Below are 21,406 nucleotides of genomic sequence, written 5' to 3'. Positions count from 1 at the left end.
GCCACCGCCACTGCGGCCAATGCGGCCACGGCGGCCCCGGCCGCGTCGGCCGCGCTGCGCCACGAGTTGCCGCTGGCGGTGGCCGCCGGCCTGCTGCCGCTGAGCGGCATGCTGGCCTTCAGCGCCAAGGCCGGCCTGCTGCTGCAACTGGCCGCCGTGTTCGCCGGCATGAGCCTGCTGACCTTAGGCGGCGGCTATGTCTTCATCCCGCTGCTGCAACACACGGTGGTCGACGCCTACGGCTGGCTGACGCCGCACCAGTTCGTCGACGCCCTGGCGCTGACCCAGCTCAGCCCGGGCCCGGTGATGATCAGTTCCGCCTTCGTCGGCCTCAAGGTGGCCGGACTGGCCGGCGCCGTCGCCGCCAGCGTCGGCATGTTCCTGCCCAGCGCCGTGCTGATGATCGCCGCCAGCGGCGCCATGCAGCGCATCCGCGGCTCGGCCCAGGTCCAGGCGGCGCTGCGCGGCGTGCGCGCGACGCTGGCCGGCATGGTGTTTTCCGCCGCCGTCACGCTGGCCGGCCTGACGCAGCCGAGCTGGGCGGCGGTGCTGATCTGCGCCCTGTCGCTGTGGGCGCTGACGCGCTGGCGCATCGACGCCGCCTGGGTCGTGCTGTGCGCGGCGCTGGCCGGCTGGCTGGTTTTCTGAGGAGAGTTGACATGAGCACTACCGTATCGCACGGCGGCCAGCAACGGCCGCGTCCGGTGATGATGATACCGCTGCGCCGCTGCGGCAGCCACGCGCTGCGCCTGCGGCTGAATGCATCGCCGCAATTCTATTCGCCCTACCCGCTGCACATCGTCGACCTGGTGCCGCTGCTGCCGCTGTACGGCGACCTGAGCGACGACCGCGCCTACTTCAGCCTGGTGGTCGACGTGATCGGCCTGCAAGCCGTGAGCATGGTCAAGTGGCCGGACATGGTGTTCGACCCTGTGGAACTGTTCGAGACCCTGCGCGACCAGCCGCGCAGCGTGCACCGCGTGGTGTGGGAACTGCTGCTGCGCGCCGGCCAGCGCCAGGGCGCCGCCGTGGTGATGGACAAATCGCTGGACAGCGTGCACTACGCGCCGGAGCTGATGCGGCTGTATCCGGACATGCTGTTCGTCAACGTGGTGCGCGATCCGCGCGCGCAGGTGGCGTCGATGAACAAGGCCATCATCCACGACTTCGACACCCTGCTCAACGCCCAGACCTGGCTGGCCGCGCACCAGGCGGCGGACCAGGTCATGCGGCAATGGCCGGAGCGCGTGCTGACGATACGCTATGAAGATTTCCTGTCCCGCCAGCAGCACACGCTGGAGGCGGTGTGCCGCTTCCTCGGCATCGCCTTCCTGCCGCAGATGCTGGACGTGGCCGCCTCGCGGGAAGCGCGCCAGCTGGCGCAGATGTCGTCGCTGTGGTCGTCCAACTGCTATCCGCCGATCGCCGCCAACATCGACAAGTTCAAGCAGCAGCTGACGATGGCGGAGATCGAAATGATCGAAACGCTGACCGGCGGCTATATGGACCGCTACGGCTACACCCGCCTGACCCCGGGCGACGCCGGCGGCCTGCCGGCGCTGCGCGAGCAGGCCGCCCACCGTTCCAGCGCCGGCCGGGCGCAAGCGTGGTGCGACCTGGAGCGCAACAATTTCCGCGACTACGCGCTGCGCCGCAGCCGCGCCGACTACCTGGCCCAGCTGCGCGCCCGGTTGCAGGCGCAGCCGCCCGGCCGCGACGGCGGCGCCACGCTGGAGCGGCTGGACCCGGCGACATTCGAGGTCGGCGACTGAGCAGGCCGGCCTAGGTCAGGTGGCCGGTGCACTTGGCCAGCGCCAGCCGCAGCTCGCGGATCTTGGGCGGTTTGCTCAGCACATGGTCGACATGCACCGGCGCATCGCCGCTGTCGGGGATCAGGCGCTGGCCCCAGCCGGTCAGCAGGATGACGGGGACGGCCGGCGCCACGCGCTTCACGGTCTCGGCCACCTTGCGGCCATCGACATACGGCATGCCGAGGTCGGTGATGACGACCTCGTAGCGGCGCCCGCCCGCCTCCGCCTCGTTGAACAGGTCGATGCCGGCCTGGCCGCCGTCCGCCTTGCTCACATGGTGGCCGTCCAGGCTGAGGATGTTCTGCAGCGAAGCCAGCACGGTGGGATCGTCGTCGACGATCAGGATGCGCAGGCCCGGCTCCGGCGCATACGACGGCATCACCGGCGCGCTGTCGTCGGACGCCGGCGCCACCGGGAAGTACATCTGCACCGCCGTGCCCTTGCCCAGCTCCGACACGATGGCGATGCGGGCCGAATGGCGCTCCGTCATGCCATACACCGTGGCCAGGCCGAGGCCGGTGCCGCGCTCGCCCTTGGTGGTGAAGAACGGCTCCAGGCAGCGCCGCTGGGTCGCCTCGTCCATGCCGGTGCCGCTGTCGGCCACCTCCACCTGCACGTAGGGGCCGCTGCCGTCGTCCATCTGCTCGGCGTAGCGGGTGCGCAGCGTGACCGCGCCGCCGTCCGGCATGGCGTCGACGGCGTTGAAGATCAGGTTGGTCAAGGCTTCGCGAATCTCGCCCTCGACGCCGAGGATGGGCGGCAGCTCCCCGGCCAGCTCCTGGCGCATCTCGATGACGATGCCGCGCTGCTGCGGCATGTCCGACCAGCGCGCGCGGGTCAGGTCGACCACGTGCTGGATCATCAGGTTGACGTTGACGGTGCTGTGCGTCAGCTGCGGCTCGCGCTGGCGGTAGAACTCGCGCATGCGCGCCACGGTCGAGGCCACGTCGTCGATGGCGCGCTCGATCACCTGCAGGCAGGAGCGGCCGTTCTCGCTCAGGCCATGCTCGGTTTCCAGCAGCGATTCGGCGTACAGGCCGATCGGCGAGATGGCGTTGTTGATGTCGTGCGCGATGCCGCTGGCCATCTGGCCTAGCGCCCGCAGGCGTTCCTGCTTGGTCACCTGCACCTGGCTCTGGTGCAGGTCGTCGTAGGCCTGTTGCAGCGCGCCGTACAGCCTGGCCTGGTTGGCCGCCAGCGCCACGTGTTCGCTGAGCTGGCGCAGGAATTCGCAATCGGTGCTGGAGAAGTCGCCGCCGCTGGAACGGGCGACGATCAGCACGCCGAACACGGTGCTCTCGGCCAGCAGCGGCGCCAGCACCATCGAGCGCATGCCGGCCTTGGCCAGCCGCTGCGGGAAGGGGAAGTCGACCGCGCGCACATCCGGCTCGTACACCAGTTGCCCGCGCACGCAGCGCGACAGGCCGTTCTGGTCGATGCCGATCTGCGCGCCGTCGGTCATCGCCATGGTCTGCGCCAGCGGCCGGCTGCGCAAGCCCACGCTGGCGACTTCCAGCGCGGCGCCGTCGTACATGCAGATGGCGCCGAAATCGATGGGCAGCTGGTCCTCCAGGCAGCGTATCACCACCTGGAAGATGCTGGGCAAGTCCTGGCGGTCGCCGATCGAGCGGGTGATCTGGTGCAACAGGCTCATGCGCGCCAGCTGGGCCACCACCTTGCGCTCGGCCGCCAGCCGCTCCGACACCTCGGTCTGCAAGGCCACGTTGGCGTGGATCAGCTCGTCGCGCGATACCGTGGTTTGCCGCAGCCGGTCGACCATGCGGTCGAAGGAGCGCGCCAGGCTGCCGATCTCGTCGTCGGCGCGCGCATCGAGCACGAAGTCCAGGCTGCCGGCGCCCACCACCTCGGTGGCCTGGTGCAGCCGCAGCAGCGGCTTGGTGACGCTGCGCAGCGTCAGCCCCATGGCGCCGATCACCACCACCAGCACCAGCCCGCCCAGCAGCGCGCCGGAGGCGACCAGGTTGGACTGCGCCGTCAGCATATTCGCGCGGCTCAGCCGGGCCAGATCCTCGGCGTCCGACATCATGGACTGGGCGCGGTTAATCATCAGCCCGGACAGGCGCGCCTCCAGCTCCAGCAGGATGACGCGCCGTTCCGGCATGCGTGCGAACTCGCCCTGCAAGCCCTGCAACTCGGCGAACAGGCTGCCCAGCGACTGGTGGCGCTCGCGGATATCGTTCAGCAGGTCCAGCTCGGCCTCGCCGGCGAAGTCGCTGTCGCCGGCGATCACCGCCTGCAGCGAGCGGTGCCGCTGCAGCCACTGCGCCCGGGTGCGGGTCTGGTGGTACAGCACATACTCCAGCGACAGGTAGCGCAGCGCCGCCGCGCCGCGCAGCACCTCGCCGCTGACCGCGGCCTTGGCGATCTCCTGCCGCATCTGCTGCGTGGTGCGGGCAAAGATCGCCGCCATCACCGCCAGCAGGATGATGCAGATGATTTGCGCCAGCTTGAGGCGGGTGGAAATCTTCACGCGCGGCCCCTAGTAGATGATGGTCACTTCACCCGGCAGCACGGTCTTGAGGCCATCCAGGTAAACGTGGTCGAGGAAGTTGGGCACCTCGCGCGCCTTCGTCAGCTCGCCCTTGATCGCCCAGCGCGACTGGTCCTCCAGCACCAGCAGCAGGCTCTGGTCCAGCGCCAGTCCGAAATGATGGGCGGGCCAGGCCGCCAGCATCGCCGCCTGGCCCTTGGGCGACAGCTTGGGGAAGAACGCCACGGCGGCGGCCGGATTCTGGATGCAGTAACGCTCGCCCTGGTCCAGCGCCTGCAACAGCCGCACCATGGTCTGCGGGTGCTGCTGTATGTAGCCGGACAACGCCACCATGTTGTAGATGCTCTCGTAGACATCGGCGCCGCTGAAGCGGATGGCGTTGCTCCCCAGGCTTTCCTCGGCCGCCGCCAGGAAGGGATCCCAGCCGCTGATGGCGTCGACCAGGCCGTCGGCCAGCGCCTGCGCCAGCGCATCGGGCGGGTAGTTCCGCAGCTCCACGTCGCGGCTGTCCAGGCGCTGGCGGTTGAGGAACACGTCCAGCGTGAAGTGGCCGGAGGTGGCCAGCGTCACGCCGATGCGCTTGCCCTTCAGGTCGGCGGGCCTGGCGATGCCGCGGTCGCGCCGCGCCACCAGGCCGTGGTCGCTGCCGGTGCGGAAGATGGTGCTGACCACCTGCACCGGCGCCGCCTCCATGGCGAAGAACATGATGGGAATATCGGCCACGGTCGCCACGTCCGCCCGGTTGGCGACGACGGCCTGCAGCGCGCCCCTGCCGCTGGTGTAGGGCTGGAGCTGCACCGCCAGCTGCTTGCCGGCGAAATAGCCCTGGGCCTGGGCCGCCAGCACCGGACAGGCGCCGACATACTCGGTGTTGGTGGCGATGATGATGGGGGTCGGCGCCGCCTGCAGCCTGGCGCCCGGACGCAAGGCCAGCCACAGGCAAACGCCGGCAACGAAGACGGCGACGGCAAGCAGCAACAGGGCCTTGAAATCCAGACGTTTCATACAGACTCCTGCGAAGGATGGCGGTCAGTTGGCGTGGTGCATCGTGGTGCGGACTCCGGGGTTGGTCGTCGCGGCGTTAATCAGCGGCAGTTCGATGCGGAAGGTGCTGCCTTCGCCAGGCTTGCTGTCGACGCCGATGGAGCCGCGCATCGCTTCGATCAGGCGCTTGGTGATGGTCAATCCCAGTCCCGTGCCCTCCTCGTCGGATTCGTCGAGCCCGGCGCGGCCGAAGGGCAGGAATATGGTTTGCAGCTGCTCCGGCGTCAGGCCGATGCCGCTGTCGCTGATGGCGACGCAGGCGTAGCCGCGCTGGCCGATGCTGCAATCGACGCTGACGCTGCCCTGCGGCCGGTTGTACTTGATCGCGTTGGAAAACAGGTTGACCAGTATCTGCTTGAGGCGCATGCGGTCCACGCTCAGCTCCAGCCGGCAATCGGCCGGCAGCAGCAGCGCGATGCGGCGCTTCTCGGCCAGCGGCGCCACCAGCGCATGGACTTCGCGCAGCACCTCGTCCAGCATGACGGCTTCCAGCACCAGCGACACCTTGCCGGCCTCGATCTTGGACAGGTCCAGCATTTCATTCACCAGCGACAGCAAGTGTTTTCCGGAAGAGACGATGTTCTGGGAAAATCGCTGTCGCTCGCCTTCGCCCTTGGGGAAGCGGTCGCTGGCCAGTATCTGCGCGAAGCCGAGGATGCTGTTGAGCGGCGTGCGCAGCTCGTGGCTCATGCTCGACAGGAAGGCGGACTTTTCGTGGTTGGTGCGCTCGGCTTCCTTGCGCGCCGCTTCCAGGAACAGGTTCACCCGGCCCAGCTCGTCGATGCGGTCGCGCAGCGCCGCCTCCAGCTTGACGTTTTGCTGGCGCAGCTGGCGCGATTCCAGCGCGCGCGCCAGCACCGGCAACAGCGTCGCGGCCTTGAAAGGTTTGATGATGTAGTCGAAGGCGCCGATCTTCATCGCCTTGACGGCGGTATCGACCGTGCCGGCGCCGGTCATGATGATGCAGGCGATGCCGGGATCGAGCGCGCGCACCGCCTCGATCAGGGCCAGCCCGTCCATGCCGGGCATGTTCATGTCGGTCAGCAGCAGGTCGTAGGCCTGGCCGCGCAGGTGGGCCAGCGCCGCCTCGCCGGTGGTGAAGCCGGCGGCGTCCAGATCATGCTGTCCCAGGATGTCGCACAAGGCTTTCAGGTGCACAGCCTGATCGTCCACGACCATAATACGCGAACGCGGGACAAGCTCGGACATAGCGCCTCCATCAACCATTGTTGGGCTAATTCATTATGCCAAGTTTCACCCCCATAAAACTCACCAATACTATCCGTCGTGCACACGCTCGGCACCGCGCTGCGCCTTGCCGAACATCATGCGCTGGTAGCGGAAAGCATCACGGATATTGGCGCGCAGCGCGTGGTCGTCCCAGGGCTTGGTGTAGAAGCGGTAGATCTCGCCACGGTTGATGGCGTTGAGCACGCCCTCGACGTCGATATAGCCCGACAGGATGATGCGTACGGTGTCGGGATACAGGCCTTTCACGCGGCTGAGGAACTCGGTGCCGTTCATGCCCGCCATGCGCTGGTCGCTGACCACCACCTGCACCTGGTGGCTGGCCAGCAGGTCGAAGGCCTCGGCCGCGCTGTGGGCGCGCAACAGGCGGTAGCCGTCCGGACGCAGCAAGCGGGTCAGCGCGGCCAGGACGGCGGGCTCGTCGTCCAGCATCAGCAGGGTCTGCTGTTCTCCCGGCGTCTCGTCGGCCGGCAGCGGCAGGCTGCGCTCCTCGCGCAGCAGCGCGCCGAAATCGTCGGGCGGCAGCGGCTTGCTGAACAGATAACCCTGCATCTCGTCGCACAGGTGATGGCGCAGGTAAGCCAGTTGCGGCGCGCTCTCCACGCCCTCGGCGATGACGCGGAAGCCCAGGCTCTGGCCCAGCGCGATGACGGAGCGGACGATGGCGGCCACCTTGGGCTCGGCCAGCATCTCGCGCACGAAGGACTGGTCGATCTTCAGGTAATCGACCGGGAACAGCTTCAGGTAAGCCAGACTGGAGTAGCCGGTGCCGAAATCGTCGATCGACAGCGCGATGCCCATCTGTTTGAGCCCCTTCACCACGGCCACCGCGCCTTCGACGTTGTGCATCACCAGGCTTTCGGTCAGCTCCAGTTCCAGGTAGCGGGCGTCGAGGCCGCTGTCGGACAGCGCCGCCTGGACTTCGGCGCTCAGTCCCGGATCGCGGAACTGGCGGGCCGACACATTGACCGCCACCCGCAGCGGCGTCAGCCCGGCCTGCTGCCAGGCGACATTCTGGAAGCAGGCGCTGCGCAGCACCCAGCGGCCGATCTCCACGATCAGCCCGGTTTCCTCGGCGACGCCGATGAAGCGCGCCGGCGACACCATGCCCATGGCCGGATGCTGCCAGCGCAGCAAGGCCTCCATGCCGATCACGGCGCCGGTGCGCAAGTCCAGCTTGGGCTGGTAGTGCAGGCTCAGTTCGTCGCGCGCCAGCGCATGCCGCAGCTCGGCCTCGATCAGCGCGCGCTCGCTGATGCGGCTGTGCATGGCCGCCTCGTAGAATTGCAGCCGGTTGCGGCCGCCCTCCTTGGCCCGGTACATGGCGATGTCCGCATGCTTGAGCAACTGCTGCGGTTCGCCGCCATCGAGCGGGTAGACGCTGACGCCGATGCTGCACGTGACCGTCAGCATCTGCCCGGCCAGCGTCATCGGCGCGGCGATGGTTTCCTGCACCTGCTGCAACAGCGCCGAGGCCGGCGACTCGGGCGAGTCCGACAGCAGCAGCAGGAATTCGTCGCCGCCCAGCCGGGCCACGGTGTCGCTGTCGTCCAGGCAGGCGCGCAGGCGCAGCCCGATCGTGCACAGCAGCTCGTCGCCGGCCTGGTGGCCCAGGCTGTCGTTGACCAGCTTGAAGTTGTCGAGGTCGATGAACACCACCCACAGGTGATGGCCGTAGCGCTCGGCATAGCCGATGGCCTGCGCCATGCGGTCGCCGAACAATGCGCGGTTCGGCAGGCCGGTCAGCGGATCGTGGTTGGCCTGGTGCTCCAGCTGCACCTGGTAGTTGATCGACTCCGTCATGTCGGTCAGCACGCACACGTGATGGCTGGGCGGGCCGTCGACGGCGGGCACCGGCGCCACATGCAGCCGCGCCCACAGCAGGTGGCCGTCGCGGTGGACGATGCGCAAGGTCATCGTCAATTCGTGCACGCCGCTCAGGGCCGCGCGCAAGGCGTCGCGGTCGTCGCTTTGCTGCTCCAGCAGCATGTCCAGGCTGCGGCCCGCCGCCTCCGCCCCGGTGTAGCCGAACAGCCGCGTGAAAGCCGGGTTGGCGTAATCGATCAGTTCGCCGGCCGGGCCGTGGGCGGTGATGACGACCGCGTTGTCGCTGGCCTCCAGCGCGCGCTGGCGCAGCTGCAAGGTCTGCTCGGCCTGCTTGCGCGCGGTGATGTCCTCGATCGTGCCCAGCACGCCGATGATGTTGCCGCGCTGGTCGTGGAAAGGCAGCTTGTTGACCAGGTACCAGAGCACGCTGCCGTCGCGCTGCGCCAGATGGTCTTCGACGTTGAGACGGGCCTGGCCGGTGGCGATGATGTCGCGGTCGTCGGCGCGTATCGCCTCGGCGTTGTGGCGCCATGGAAAGTCGTCGTCGGTCTTGCCGACCACTTCCTCGTTCGCCGTCAGGCCGGCGGCGGCGGCAAACACCGCATTGCAGCCACGGTACTTGCCGTCCAAATCCTTCCAGAAGATCTGGTGGGGAATGTGGTTGATGACCAGCTGCTTGAGCTCGCGCGACGCGTACAGCGCCGCCTCCATGCGCAGCTGCCCGGTCACATCATGGGCGACGACAAAGCGCGCCTGCCGGCCGGCGATGGTGACGGCGTGCGAAGAGATCTGCACTTCGATGCGGCTGCCGTCGGCCTTGACGTGGGTCCAGTTGCCGGCCTTCTCCGTGCCTTTGAGCGGCGCAGCGGCCAGGTTGCGTTCCAGCGCCGGGATGTGCTCGGCCGGACGGATGTCCCTGATGGTCATCTGCAGGAACTGCACCTCCGTGTAGCCGTAGTGCGCCACGGCGGCGGCGTTGACGACCAGGAAGCGCAGCGTCTGCAAATCGTAGACCCACATCGGCTGCGGGTGGTCCTGGAACAGCCGCTTGAAGCGCAGCAGCGATTCGTAGACATCGTAGTGGTTCAGGTCGTAGGCCAGGCACAGCAAGCGCGCCGGCAGGTATTCCGTTGCAGGCTGCAACTCGATGGACTGGGTCACGGGATGGAGGCTGCCGTCGGCGCCCCGCAGTTCCAGCTCGCCGTGCCAGCAGCCATGTTCGCGCGCGGCCGGCAGCGCCGTCTCCAGCAGCACCAGTCCGGCCCAGTCGGCATACAGCCGCGCCGCCGGCTCGCCCGAGGCAAAGGCGCCCAGGTGCTGGCGGGCGTACAGATTCAGGGCCGCCAGGCGGCCGTCCAGCGTCACCGTCAGGACGAAATACGGACACTGGTCGTAGCTCGGTGGCGGATCGATGGGCGGCGCCGCGTGCTGCCACGCGCCGGCGCCGGAAGGCAGGGCATGGCTCAGTGCTGCCGGGACTGGTGGATCGAATTCCATGATCGAGCAAGCGTCGCTTGACGCCCCGAAAACTTCGTCGATCCATCTTAGCAGAAGCCAATAAAGCGGCGCGCACCGCTTTCAGCAGTGCGCCCGCCGTCGCGCTTACTCCGCGCGGTCGTACGAGAACTGGATGCCGGCGGTGCCGCCGGTGGACACGAACAGGTCGATGAAGGCCGGCACGGTGTCGCTGCGTTTCCAGTCGCGCTGCAGTTCGCAGAACAGCTGCACGGTGCTGATCAACTTGCCGCCGGCCTGCTCGATGCGGCGCAGCGCCATCTCGTGCGCGGCCACCGAGGTGCCGCCGACGGCGTCGGCCACCACGTACACTTCATAGCCGGCCTTGAGCGCGTCGAGCGCCGGGAAGGTCAGGCAGGCTTCGGTCCACAGCGCGGTCATGATCAGTTTCTTGCGGCCGGTGGCTTCCACCGCCTGGCGGAATTCCACGTCTTCCCACGAGTTGATGGTGGTGCGGTCGATGGTCGGATAGTCGCCCAGCACCTTGCGCAGTTGCGGGATGGGCGGCTTGTTCAGGCCGGTCTTGACGTTGACCGTCGAGTGGATGACGGGCAGGCCGTAGGCCACGGCGGCCTTCGAGGCGCCGACGATGTTGTTGATCAGCAGTTGCCGGTCCATCGAGGCAATCGAGTTCACCTGGACAGGCTGGTAGTCAATGATGACAAAAGCGCTGTTCTGCGGCGTCAGCAGATGGTCGGTGGCGGGATCGCGGATGGTTTCGCTGGTCATGGGGGGTACTCCTTTGGTTGAAAAAACAAGACTGCGCACATAGTAAATCCTTAACATAATTCTCGGAAGTAACATAAAATGCCGTCAGTGTTCTCCATTTGGGACAATCAGCGATCATGGATTTAAACGATTTATATTATTTTGTAAAAGTGGTCGAGCATGGCGGCTTCACGCAGGCCGGCCGCGCGCTGAATATGCCGAAGTCCAAGCTCAGCCGGCGCATCGCGGCGCTGGAGACCGAGCACAATGTGCGCCTGTTGCAGCGGACCACGCGGCATTTCTCGGTGACGGCGATGGGGCAGGAATTCTACGAGCGCTGCGTCGGCATGCTGGTGGAGGCGCAGGCGGCGCGCGAGGTGATGCAGCGCGAGCATTCGGAACCGCAGGGCATCATCCGCATGAGCTGCCCCACCGCCCTGCTCGATTATCGGATCGGCGACCTGGTGGCGCGCTTCATGGCCGAGTATCCCAAGGTGCAGGTCCACCTCGACGCCACCAACCGCCGCGTCGACGTGCTGGGCGAGGGTTTGGACCTGGCCTTGCGGGTGCGCTTTCCGCCGCTGGAGAATGTCGACCTGGTGATGCGCGTGCTGTCGTCCAGCCCGCAGCGGCTGGTGGCCAGCCCGGGCCTGCTGGACGGCTTGTTCGCCGGCCGCAGCCGTCCCGCCGCCCCGGCCGATCTCGACGACCTGCCCAGCCTGGACTGGGGACCGTCGCGCGACCATGTCTGGCAGCTCGACGGCCCCGACGGCATGGAAGCGCAGGTGCGGCACCGCCCCCGCTACCTGACCGACGACATGACGGCGCTGCGCCAGGCGGCGCTGCGCGGCACCGGCATCGTGCAGCTGCCCTACATGGTGGTCGAGGAAGACCTGCAGCAGGGACGGCTGGTCGAAGCGTTGCCGGGATGGTCGCCGAAGGGCGGCATCATCCACGCGGTGTTTCCGTCGCGCCGGGGCTTGCTGCCCGGCATACGGCTGCTGATCGACTATCTGGCCGACCACATCATCAAGGAGTGAGCGCCCTACTCGGCGATCTTCTTCACCTCGATCGATTGCAGCCATTTGACGTGGCGCGGGCCGCTGCGGATATCCTTGCTGGAGACCATGGCGATGCGGCCCTCGTCGTCGCCGAGCGGCTGGCCGTCTTTTTCGAAGTAGACCAGCACGCCCTCGCCCACCGGCGAGTTGAACAGCTCGGACCACGAGAACACCACCTTGTAGCCATCGCTGGCGGTGGCGATGACGACCATCTTCTTGACGTCATTGTGGTCGCGCGACACCACGACGGCCTGCTCCAGCAGATCGCGCAGGCGCACGCCCTTCAGGTTTTCCAGCTGGCCGGCTTTGGCGCCGCCCTGCCGCACCAGCGGCAGCTCGCCCAGCTTTTGTGCCGGCAGCTGGCGCAAGTCCGCCACGTTGAGGTTGAGCGCGTGCTCCACCGCGCCCGTCACGGCCAGGCGGGTCGTGACATATTTGGCGGTGTCGCCATCGGTGGGATGCGCGGCCGCGTGCACCGAGGCACACAGCGCGATCGTGAAAAACAGCCTGCGTAGTAAATAGCCCATCATCTTTTCCTTTGCTTGGGGTTGCTTAGTATTGGTAATTGACGTTGCCGAACCACTGGCGTCCGGCGCTGGGGAAGCCGTCGGCCAGCGAGTAATTCCGGTCGCGCAGATTGCTCACGCCGGCCGCCAGCGCGACGCCGCGCGCGGGACGGTAGACCGCTTTCAGATTCAGCGTGGCGTAGCCCGCCAGCTGCACCGTGTCCGACGCCCAGCGGCTGCTGTTGCGCTCGGCGATGGCGATGAGGTCGATGTCGTCGCGCGGATGCAGCATGGCTTGCGCGGTCAGCTTTTGTTGCGGCACATCGGTCAGCCGGGTCGTTGGCGAGCTCAGGTTCTTCAGCTCGGTGTAGGTGTAGTTGGCCGCCAGCTCGACCATGCTGCTGAGCGTGCCGCGCGCATCGAGTTCGATGCCCGACGAGCGCACCCTGCCGATATTGCGCATCTGCGACTTGATGCCGGAGACGTTGGCCACGGCCTGGATCTTGTCGCCGATCTCGCTGTAGAAGTAGGCGGCCTGCAACTGGCCATCCTTCCACGGCTGGCCCTGGTAGCCGATCTCATAGTTGCGCGCAGACTCGGGCCGCAGCGCCGGGTTCTCGATGTAGGTGCCCAGGCGCTGCGAGTAGCGGTCCTTCAGCGTCGGCAGGCGCGACTTGTGGGCGATGGTCGCGTACAGCCGCGCGCTGGCGGACAGGTCTTCGAACAGGCCGGCCTGCCAGTCATGCGCGCTCTTCGTGTCCGGCAGCGTGTAGGGATTGCCGGCGCTGTAGACGGTCTGCGGCCGCAGCTGGTGGCGGCCCGCGCCCAGCGACAGCATGGTCGACGGGCGCAGCTGGACATTGTCTTCCAGCGCCAGCGACGCCAGCGCATCCTTGAAGATGGCGTTGGTGGCGCCGGTGCCGTCGCGTTCGACGTGCTTGTCCACCTTGTAGTGGGCGATCAGGCGCAGCGTGTTGATCGCCGCCTGGCGCGTTTCAAGTTCCATCGACGCGCCGCTGGTCCAGTCGCTGTAGATGCTGCGGCCCGTGCCCAGGCTGCCCGCGCCTGCGGTCTTGAGCGTGGTGTAGCTGCCGTTGGTGTAGCTGTCGACTTCGTTGCCGTAGTTGTCGTGGTAGGCGCGCACCTTCAGCGCCGCGCTGGCGCCCAACGCGGTGCGCGAGATGAAGTACATGCTTTCCTTGTCCCAGTATGGCCACTGCCAGTAGCGCGCGGTGGCCGGATCGGTCGATGGCGGCTGGCCTTTACTGCCGTGCTGCTGGTAGTAGCTCAGCGCGTACTCGTCGCCCGCGCGCGGCGTCACGCCCAGCTTCAGCGAGACCTTGCTGTCGCGCCGGTAAGCGTTGTTGCGGGCGCCGCCGTCTTCGGTGGCGGTCGGGCGGAAATCGGACGACAGCGGGAAGGTGTCGCTCTGGTCGTAGGCGGCGCCGGCCTGCACATACCAGATGCCCTGCCTGCTGCCGACGTTGGCCGAGGCCTGGCGTCCGTGGCCGCTGGCCCAGCCGAGCGCCGCGTCGCCTTCGAGGGCGGCCGTGGGCTTGCGCGAGATGAGGTTGATGGCGCCGCCCAGCGCGTTCGGCCCGTACGCCATCGAGCTGAAGCCTTTGGCCACCTGGATGCTGGCCAGGTCGGCGGTGCTGAAGCGGGCGAAGTCGACATAGCCGTCGTACGGCACGTAGACCGGCACGCCGTCGATATACAGCGGCACCTGGCGCGCATCGAAGCCGCGCACGGCGATGGTTTTTTCATTGCGCGCATTGGTCGACAGCGTGACGCCGGACAGCAGGTTGAGCGCATCGCCGACATTGTCGCGGTTAAACTGGCGCATCTCCTTGCGGCCGATGACGGAGGCCACCTGTTCCTTGCCGATTTCGCCGACCTGATCGAGCGTGCCGGTGACGACCACGGTGCCCAGCTCGAACGGCCGGGCCTCGCCGCCCTGTTGAGCGGCCACATTGCCGCCGGCTCCCAGCGCCAGCAACGCCGACGCCATCAACGTCAGCCGACGGCCGCGCTTTTCCTTCTGATCCATATGACTTCCCCATGTAAAAAAACCTTAGCCCCGGACCTTAAAGAATCCCGGCTTACAGCGCAATATAGTTGGCTATATAGCGATTATCGCAACAAAAAAGGTTTTATGGGATAAGCAAGAAGGAGTAGATACCGCCATTCATCGACGAAATGGCGGCGATACGCTACGCGGCGGGTACGGCTTCCGTCAGCGCAGCCACGGCTTTGACCAGCTGGCTGTTCAATTCCTCATGCTTGAGCACGCCGCGTTCGAGATCGTAGTTGTCATGGAAGCTCGGGATGGAAAGGCTGGCTTTGACGTGGCCGCCAAAAAACGGCGCGGAGCCGGTCGCCGCCGCCAGCACGCTGGCGCCGCCACGGGCGCCCGGCGAGGTGGACAGGAGAACCAGGGGCTTGTTCTGAAACACCTTGGACTCGATGCGCGAGCACCAGTCGAACAGGTTTTTAAAGGCCGCGCTGTACGAGCCATTGTGTTCGGCGAACGAAATCAGCAAGGCGTCGGACGCCGCGATTTTTTGCAGAAAAGCCTTGGCCAATTCAGGATGGCCCGACGCCGCTTCCCTGTCGATGCTGAACAGCGGCATTTCGTAATCGTTTAAATCCAGTACCTCGACCTCCGCACCGTCCACCAGACCGGCCGCGTAAGTCACTAATTTTTTGTTGATCGATTTGCTGCTATTGCTCGCTGCGAATGCCAATAACTTCATATTCCGCCTAAATCCTGAAGCATAGCAAAAATATGGTTTTTTGATAAATGTTTTCAATCCGGCCGCCGCCGCGAGAAGACGGCCGGATCGTCACTACCGCTTACTTGAAGCTGTAGTCCAGGCTGACATACACATAGCGGCCGCGCGGATCGCCCCAGCTATCGTTGTAACCCAGCGAGGAGCCCGGATCGAAAGCCGGATCGCGGTTGAACACATTGTTGGCGCCAACGCGTATCACCGCGTTCTTGATGCCCGAATAGGCCAGCGATGCATCCAGCGTGGCGATGGCCGGAATGCGCCGTCCCTTGGCATAGAAGTCATACCATTGGTTCTGCACGGCCGATGGCGAGCGGTCGACCTTGGTGCCGGCCACGTATTTGACGATGCCGGTGCCGCTCCACACGCCCTGGTCCCAGTTCACGCCCACGTTCGCCAGCACGCGCGGATTGCCGTACTCGCCGGCGTCGCACGAGGTGTTGTTAGGGCAGTTGATGTAGACGTTATCGGCCAACAGCACCGTGTCGTAGCGCAGCGTGTAGTTGGCTTCGCTGAACACCTTGATGCGGCCCAGCTTCTCGGTGCGGAAGGTGTAGGACGCTTCCAGGTCGATGCCGGAGGTGTGCGTCTGGAAGCGGTTGACCCAGCCTGTCTTGATGTTGGACAGCTCGCCGCGCAAAGGCCCCAGCCGCGCCTTGTCGGCCGCCGACAGCGTCGCGTAGGCCGCGATATCCTCGGCCGTGACATCGTCGCGCGTCACGTGCGACTTGTAGGCGCCGTCTTCGTTGTCGAGCACCGTCGTGGTATCGAGGATGTCGATCTTGTTTTTCCACTTGATGTCGTAATAGGTCAGGCCGATGTTCAAGTCCTTGATCGGCTCGATGACGAAGCCGATGTTGTACTGGTTCGACTTCTCCGGCTGCAGATCCTTGGTGCCGACGTTGGACGCCTTGACCTGGCGGGTGCAGTAGGAATCGAAATACACATCGCCCTCGACGCAGCGGTGCGGATCCTTGGTCTGGTAGAAGGCGTCGCGGCCCTGGCTGAAGCGCTGCGGCAGCGACGGCGCCACCATGCCGGTGCTGTAGTTCGCGCGCAGCATGATCTCCTTGCTCGGCTTCCACTTCACGCCGAACTTGGGATTGGTGGTGGCGCCGGCCAGCTCATATTTGTCGTGGCGCACGGCGGCCTGGGCCTCCAGCGTTTTCAGCAACGGCAGGCTCAGCTCCGCATACACGGCCGACAGTTTTTCCGAACCGGAGATCGGCGGCAGCACCGCGTACTGGCCCAGCAAGCCCTGCTGCCAATCCTGCGACGGCGTGTACGACAGCGAATTCTTGCGCAGCTCGGAGCCGACCGACACGCCGACCTTCCCGCCCGGCAGCTCGCCGAACTCGGTCGCGGCCTGCAGCTTGATGGAATCGGATTTGCTGCGGGTCTTGACGAACATCTCGCCCGACAGCTCGCGGATCAGGGCGTCCGAATTCTTGTTGACGCCGAAGGGGTTGAAGCGGCCGTCGTCGACCGCCTGGTTCAATTCCTCCAGCTTGTAGGCGCCCAGCGTATCGGTGCGGCCGCGCTCCTCGCCGTGCGACAGCGTGGCCGACCAGTCCCAGCCGGCCAGCTCGCCCTTGAGGCCGGTCATCAGCCAGAGGTTGTCGACGTTGGTCTTGATGCCGCCTTCGTAGACCGGGAAATCGCGCCGCACCGTCACCGGCTTGCCGTAGGTGTTGAAGGGATTCGAGGCCGGAATGACCAGGTTGTTGCGCGCGCGGTTCTGCAGCCACGACGACTGGCCGACGATGCGCTTGTCGAAGTTGGTGTAGAAGGCGTTGGCGAACAGCGTCAGGTCCGGCGCGATATCCCAGTTCAGCGCGGCCGTGGCGCCGGCGCGGCGCGAGGGCTTGACCAGGTCGGTGAATTCCGCCGTCGCCGACAGGCAGCCGTTGCGGGTCGGCGAAGGGAACCATTCGGCGCCGCTCGGATACGGCAACTTGGAGCCGGCCAGGCATTCCGGGTCGGCGAAGCGGTTGCCGCCTATCGACAGCGTGCCGGCATCGGTGCCGTGGGCGCCGTACACATTGGCGTACTGCAGGCCGCCGCTGGCGCCGAAGTCGATGTGGTTGGCCCAGTCGCGGTCGGTGCCCTTGATGCGCTTGGTGTCCTCGTACATGGCCGCGTAGGTCAGGTTGAATTTCTGCGTGGCGCGGTCGCCGTAGCCGCCGGCCACCGACAGCTTGCGCACATCGCCGCCGCCCAGCGTGGTGGTGCCGTAGCTGGTGCTCAGGTCCACGCCCTGGTAATTCTGGCGCATGATGAAGTTGATGACGCCGCCCACCGCATCGGTGCCGTAGATTGCCGAGGCGCCGTCCTTGAGCACTTCGATGCGCTCGATCGCCGCCAGCGGCAGCATGTTCAAGTCCACCGAGGTGAAGCCGTTGGAATCGTCCGAGCCGGACACCGGCAGGCGGTTGCCGTTCAACAGGATCAAGGTCGGCATGCCGCGCAGGCTGGCCGTGGTGGCGCCGTTGCGGAAGTCGTTGCCGCCGCCGAAATCGCGGCCGTTGCCGCCGACCGAAGGCAGGTTGCGCAACACGTCGAGCACCGAGGTGGCGCCGGAGCGCTTGATGTCTTCCTTGGTAATCATGGTCATCGGCGACACGCCCTCCTGGGCGATGCGCTTGATATTACTGCCGGTGATTTCCACCCGCTCCATCCTGGCGTCCGGCTTGGGCGCGTCCGATTGTTCCTGCGCCTGCGCCTGCGCCAGCGCCACGGCGTTGGCCGACAACAAGGCCAGCGCAAACTTCACCCAGCGTACAGCTATTTTTTCCTGAAACATATTACTCGTCTCCTGGTAATGACGTCCCCCATCGCGTGTGCGGGATCGTTGTCATGAAACTGCCGGTTTACTTCGAAAGCCTGCTTCAACAGAGGCTATCGAATCGGCACCAAGCTTACGTGGGTCGGCTGAGTACGTCTTGGCGCGGTTAGCGCCAAAGACGGACGAAATCGGCATAACCGCGCGATCCCGGCATACCGAAATGAATATGGCTCCCGGAGGAGCCATGCATGACCAGCACTGATGGGATTGCGTTTCCGCGGCTAGCCGGAGTGTTCTTCCGTCTGCTTTGCCGCGTACATGGCCTGATCGGCATGGCGTATCAAATGCGCGATGTCGCTGCCATGCTCGGGATAGTGGGCGACGCCTATGCTGGCGGTGGCCGTCAGGCTGAGGCCGTCGGCCAGCGACATCGGCATCGCCAGCACCTGGTGGATCTTCTCGACGATTTGACGGGCGTCGGCGGCCACCAGGACTTCTTCCACGATGACGACAAACTCATCCCCACCAAGCCGCGCCACGGTGTCGGATTCGCGCACGCAGTGCTTCAGGCGCTGCGCCACTTCGCGCAGCAACTGGTCGCCGCAGGCGTGGCCGTAGTCGTCATTGATCTGCTTGAACTTGTTCAGGTCGATGAACAGCAGCGCCAACTGGCTCTGGTGGCGCTGGGCGCGCGCCAGCGCCATCTGCAGCCGGTCGTGGAACAGGCGGCGATTGGGCAGCTGGGTCAGCTCATCGTGCTGGGCCATGAAGCGCAGCCTGGTGTATAGCTGTTGGCGATGTATCGCCGTTGCCACCTGGTTGGAAACAAACAGCAGCAATTCCTGCTCCTGGTCGCTGTAGCCGGACAGGCCCGACGCCTCATCGCCCTGCAGCAGCAATACGCCGATCCGGCCCTGCGTGGTCGCCAGCGGCACGCCGATCCAGCAGACCGGAGCGGGGCCAACTGTCGCCTGCAGCGCCAACGGCAGCCGTGTCATGGTGGCCGCTGTCAGCAGCACCGGCTGTCCGCTGCGCGACACTTCCTCACCCAGCCAGCGCGCCACCGGATGCGGTGCGGCGCTGCCGCCGGCATTGGCGTGGTAGGCGAACTGCAGGCAGTCGTCCTGCTCGCCCCGCAACGCGACCGCGAATCCGGCCGCCGGCAGCATGGCGCCGATAATCCCGTGTATGCGTTCGAACAGGGCCGGCAGGTTGTCGCTGGCATGGGCGGCCTCGGAGATCGCATACAGCGTGTATTGCATCGCCTCGGCCTGCTTGGTCGCCGTGATATCGCGCGCCACGGCCACGCGCAACTGGTCCGCCTCGGACCAGCGGGCCGACCACATGATGTGGACGATCTTGCCGTCCTTGCGGACATACCTGTTTTCAAAACGCGAGTTGGGATGGCCGTCCATGATGGTGCGCGCCGCCGCCAGCGTGCGCTCCCTGTCGGCCGGCGCGACCAGATTAATCATCTGCATGCCGACCATTTCCTGGGGAGCGTAGCCGAAGATACGCTCACAGGCGGCGCTGACAAATACAAAGCGGCCTTCCGCATCGACCATGCACACGGCATCCATGAGCAAGTCGGTGAAACGAGCTATCGTGGAGGCAAGAGATTTTTCCATATTGGACAATTCTAGTCCCGATTGCCCTACATCAAGAAATTCCTCAGGCGATTGTGACGAAAGCCCAACACCATCCTTGCTTACGATTTGCTAACGTTGCCTGCTAGTCTCGCTTCGGCGTCTCGTAGACGGGCGCGGCCACGCCCTGCATGGTGCTGGCGGTGGGCGCTTCGGTGCTGAACACCAGTACCTCGTTGGCGCCCTCCTTCAGCCACGATGCCGGCAGGTACAGCGTTTGCTGCGGACCGATGTGCCAGTAGCGCCCCAGATGGTGGCCGTTGACCCAGACCTGCCCCTTGCCCCAGCCACGCGTGTCGAGGAAGGTGTCGACCGGCTTGGCCAGCGTCAGCGTGCCGCGCCAGAAGCCCGGCGCCCCGGCCGCATCGCCTACCGCGCCTGCCGGCAGGCGCTTCAGCGCCGCGGCATCGAGCGGCAGCGGGTAGACCGTCCAGCCCTCCAGCTCATCGTCGCCCAGCTTCACCGCGCGCGTGATGCCCTTGTTGTCATCGACCAGTTTGGCGCCGAAGCCGATACGCCCCATCGCTTCCACCAGCAGATCGAGCTGGGCGCCGGCCGGCAGATCCACCGCCAGCGTGCTCTCGCCCAGACGACGGTCCAGCTTGCCGATCACACGGCCATCGGCCAGCACGGTCGCCTGGTCGTGCAAGCCTTCGAGCACCAGCTTGCCCTTGGCCGGCGCATCGAGCCGCTTGCGATACAGGATGTAGCCGTAGTTCTGGCCATACTCCTCCATGGCCCTGGCCCAGCGTGAAGGCTGGGCCTTGGACAGCAGCTCCAGCCGGGCCAGCAGGCTGCCGGCCGGTTGCAGCGCGAAAGCGGGCAGCGCCTGCGGTTGCGGCGCGGCGGGCACCGGCGGCAGCGCCGTTTTCAAATGCCGGGCGATAACGTCGCGCAAGGCGAAGTACTTGGGTGTCGGGCGTCCCGCCTCGTCCAGGGCGGCGTCGTAGTCATAGCTGGTGGTGTCCGGCTGGTAGGGCTCGCTGCCCGAATAGTTGGCGCCGGCCAGCCAGCCGAAGCTGGTCCCGCCGTGGAACATGTACAGATTGAACGATACGCCCTGCGACAGCATCCGGTCCACCGTGCGCGCCGCCTCCTCGGGACTCTGGGTGTGGTGTTGCTCGCCCCAGTGGTCGAACCAGCCGGCCCAGTATTCGCCGGCCATGCGCGGGCCATGCGGACGCCAGGCGGCCAGTTCCTGAACCGAGGCCTGGGCATCGTCCGCGCCGCCGCCGAAGTTGACCACGGCCGGCACATCGGGCAGCGTGCCGCCTTCGAACAGCCGGCCGGCGCCGCCGTCGGAAGTGAACAAGGGCGCGTCAAAGCCGGCCCGGCGCATCTGCGCCCGCACGGCGCGCAGGTAGTCATGATCGCGGCCGTAGGAACCGTACTCGTTCTCCAGTTGCAGCATCAGGATGGGGCCGCCGCGGCTGCTCTGCAGGTCCGCCACCTCCTGCGCCAGACGCTTGAAGTAGCGCGCGCTGGCGGCGAGGTAGCGTGCATCCATGGACCGCACGCGCAGTCCCTGCGTGCGCAGCAGCCAGGCCGGGAAGCCGCCGAAATCCACTTCGGCGCAGACATACGGCCCGGGCCGCAGCACCACGTTCAAGCCTTCCTCCGCAGCCGTCTTGATGAAGGCGCGCAGATCGTTCTGGCCGGAGAAGTTCCACTGCCCCGGTTCCGGCTCGTGCTGCGACCAGAAGGCATAGGTGGTCACGGTGTTCAAGCCCATCGCGCGCGCCATGCGCAGGCGCTCGCGCCAGGCGGCGCGGGGGATGCGCGGGTAATGCATTTCGCCGGAGCGGATCACGAACGGCTGGCCGTCGAGCTTGAAGTGCGCGCCGTCGATGGCGAAGTGCGGCGGGCGCGCCGACGGCTCGGCCGCGTACGCCAGCGTGCTGCTCAGGCCCAGGGCCAGCAGGCCGATCTGGATAGTTTTGGTCAGATTCAA

Annotated in this window: 14 protein-coding genes; 3 read left to right on the top strand and 11 right to left on the bottom strand. The window is 66.2% G+C overall.

Annotation, left to right across the window (positions count from 1 at the left end; translation table 11 throughout):
• The coding region (locus tag GEV02_RS29225; RefSeq protein ID WP_174999396.1) for a chromate transporter at nt 1–648 on the top strand (648 nt) is incomplete at its 5' end.
• A gap of 11 nt (nt 649–659) precedes the next feature.
• A complete protein-coding gene (locus GEV02_RS29220; RefSeq protein ID WP_152841340.1) occupies nt 660–1,772 on the top strand; it encodes a sulfotransferase family protein in 1,113 nt (370 codons plus the stop codon).
• A gap of 10 nt (nt 1,773–1,782) precedes the next feature.
• Here the strand turns inward: GEV02_RS29220 and GEV02_RS29215 are convergent, their stop codons facing one another.
• The 5 genes from GEV02_RS29215 to GEV02_RS29195 all read right to left on the bottom strand — a co-directional run bounded on the left by GEV02_RS29215 (nt 1,783) and on the right by GEV02_RS29195 (nt 10,686).
• A complete protein-coding gene (locus GEV02_RS29215) occupies nt 1,783–4,302 on the bottom strand; it encodes an ATP-binding protein (RefSeq protein WP_328595943.1) in 2,520 nt (839 codons plus the stop codon).
• Nucleotides 4,303–4,311: 9 nt separating this feature from the next.
• Nucleotides 4,312–5,328: an ABC transporter substrate-binding protein gene (locus tag GEV02_RS29210; protein WP_152841339.1), complete on the bottom strand. Its 1,017-nt coding sequence runs from the start codon at nt 5,326–5,328 to the stop codon at nt 4,312–4,314.
• 24 nt (nt 5,329–5,352) lie between these two features.
• Nucleotides 5,353–6,576 carry a hybrid sensor histidine kinase/response regulator gene (locus tag GEV02_RS29205; RefSeq protein WP_152841338.1) on the bottom strand — a complete coding sequence of 408 codons (1,224 nt, stop codon included), beginning with the start codon at nt 6,574–6,576 and terminating at the stop codon, nt 5,353–5,355.
• Nucleotides 6,577–6,645: 69 nt separating this feature from the next.
• Complete coding sequence (locus GEV02_RS29200; RefSeq protein ID WP_235923033.1) at nt 6,646–9,939, bottom strand: EAL domain-containing protein; 3,294 nt, start codon at nt 9,937–9,939, stop codon at nt 6,646–6,648.
• 105 nt (nt 9,940–10,044) lie between these two features.
• Entirely contained in the window at nt 10,045–10,686 is a 642-nt protein-coding gene (locus GEV02_RS29195) for a hydrolase (RefSeq protein ID WP_152841337.1), read from the bottom strand.
• 113 nt (nt 10,687–10,799) lie between these two features.
• On the opposite strand from GEV02_RS29195, the gene GEV02_RS29190 reads away from it, so the two are divergent.
• A complete protein-coding gene (locus GEV02_RS29190; protein ID WP_328595945.1) occupies nt 10,800–11,705 on the top strand; it encodes a LysR substrate-binding domain-containing protein in 906 nt (301 codons plus the stop codon).
• Nucleotides 11,706–11,710: 5 nt separating this feature from the next.
• Here GEV02_RS29190 and GEV02_RS29185 read toward each other — a convergent pair whose 3' ends face one another.
• The 6 genes from GEV02_RS29185 to GEV02_RS29160 all read right to left on the bottom strand — a co-directional run bounded on the left by GEV02_RS29185 (nt 11,711) and on the right by GEV02_RS29160 (nt 21,406).
• On the bottom strand, nt 11,711–12,253 hold the full coding sequence (locus GEV02_RS29185; RefSeq protein WP_152841335.1) for a molybdopterin-dependent oxidoreductase: 543 nt from the start codon (nt 12,251–12,253) through the stop codon (nt 11,711–11,713).
• 25 nt (nt 12,254–12,278) lie between these two features.
• Complete coding sequence (locus tag GEV02_RS29180; RefSeq protein WP_152841334.1) at nt 12,279–14,282, bottom strand: TonB-dependent receptor plug domain-containing protein; 2,004 nt, start codon at nt 14,280–14,282, stop codon at nt 12,279–12,281.
• A 163-nt stretch (nt 14,283–14,445) separates the two neighbouring features.
• Nucleotides 14,446–15,045, bottom strand: a complete 600-nt coding sequence (locus tag GEV02_RS29175) for an NADPH-dependent FMN reductase (RefSeq protein ID WP_235923031.1) — start codon at nt 15,043–15,045, stop codon at nt 14,446–14,448.
• A 43-nt stretch (nt 15,046–15,088) separates the two neighbouring features.
• Nucleotides 15,089–17,827: a TonB-dependent receptor gene (locus GEV02_RS29170; RefSeq protein WP_152841333.1), complete on the bottom strand. Its 2,739-nt coding sequence runs from the start codon at nt 17,825–17,827 to the stop codon at nt 15,089–15,091.
• A 263-nt stretch (nt 17,828–18,090) separates the two neighbouring features.
• Nucleotides 18,091–19,437, bottom strand: a complete 1,347-nt coding sequence (locus GEV02_RS29165) for a sensor domain-containing protein (RefSeq protein WP_152841332.1) — start codon at nt 19,435–19,437, stop codon at nt 18,091–18,093.
• Nucleotides 19,438–19,540: 103 nt separating this feature from the next.
• Nucleotides 19,541–21,406 carry a glycoside hydrolase family 35 protein gene (locus GEV02_RS29160; RefSeq protein WP_217433167.1) on the bottom strand — a complete coding sequence of 622 codons (1,866 nt, stop codon included), beginning with the start codon at nt 21,404–21,406 and terminating at the stop codon, nt 19,541–19,543.

This window comes from Rugamonas aquatica (assembly GCF_009380215.1).
Taxonomy (GTDB): Bacteria; Pseudomonadota; Gammaproteobacteria; order Burkholderiales; family Burkholderiaceae_D; genus Rugamonas; species Rugamonas aquatica_B.
The sequence above is the reverse complement of the archived record's forward strand: the minus strand, read 5'-3'. Positions and strand labels throughout refer to the sequence as shown.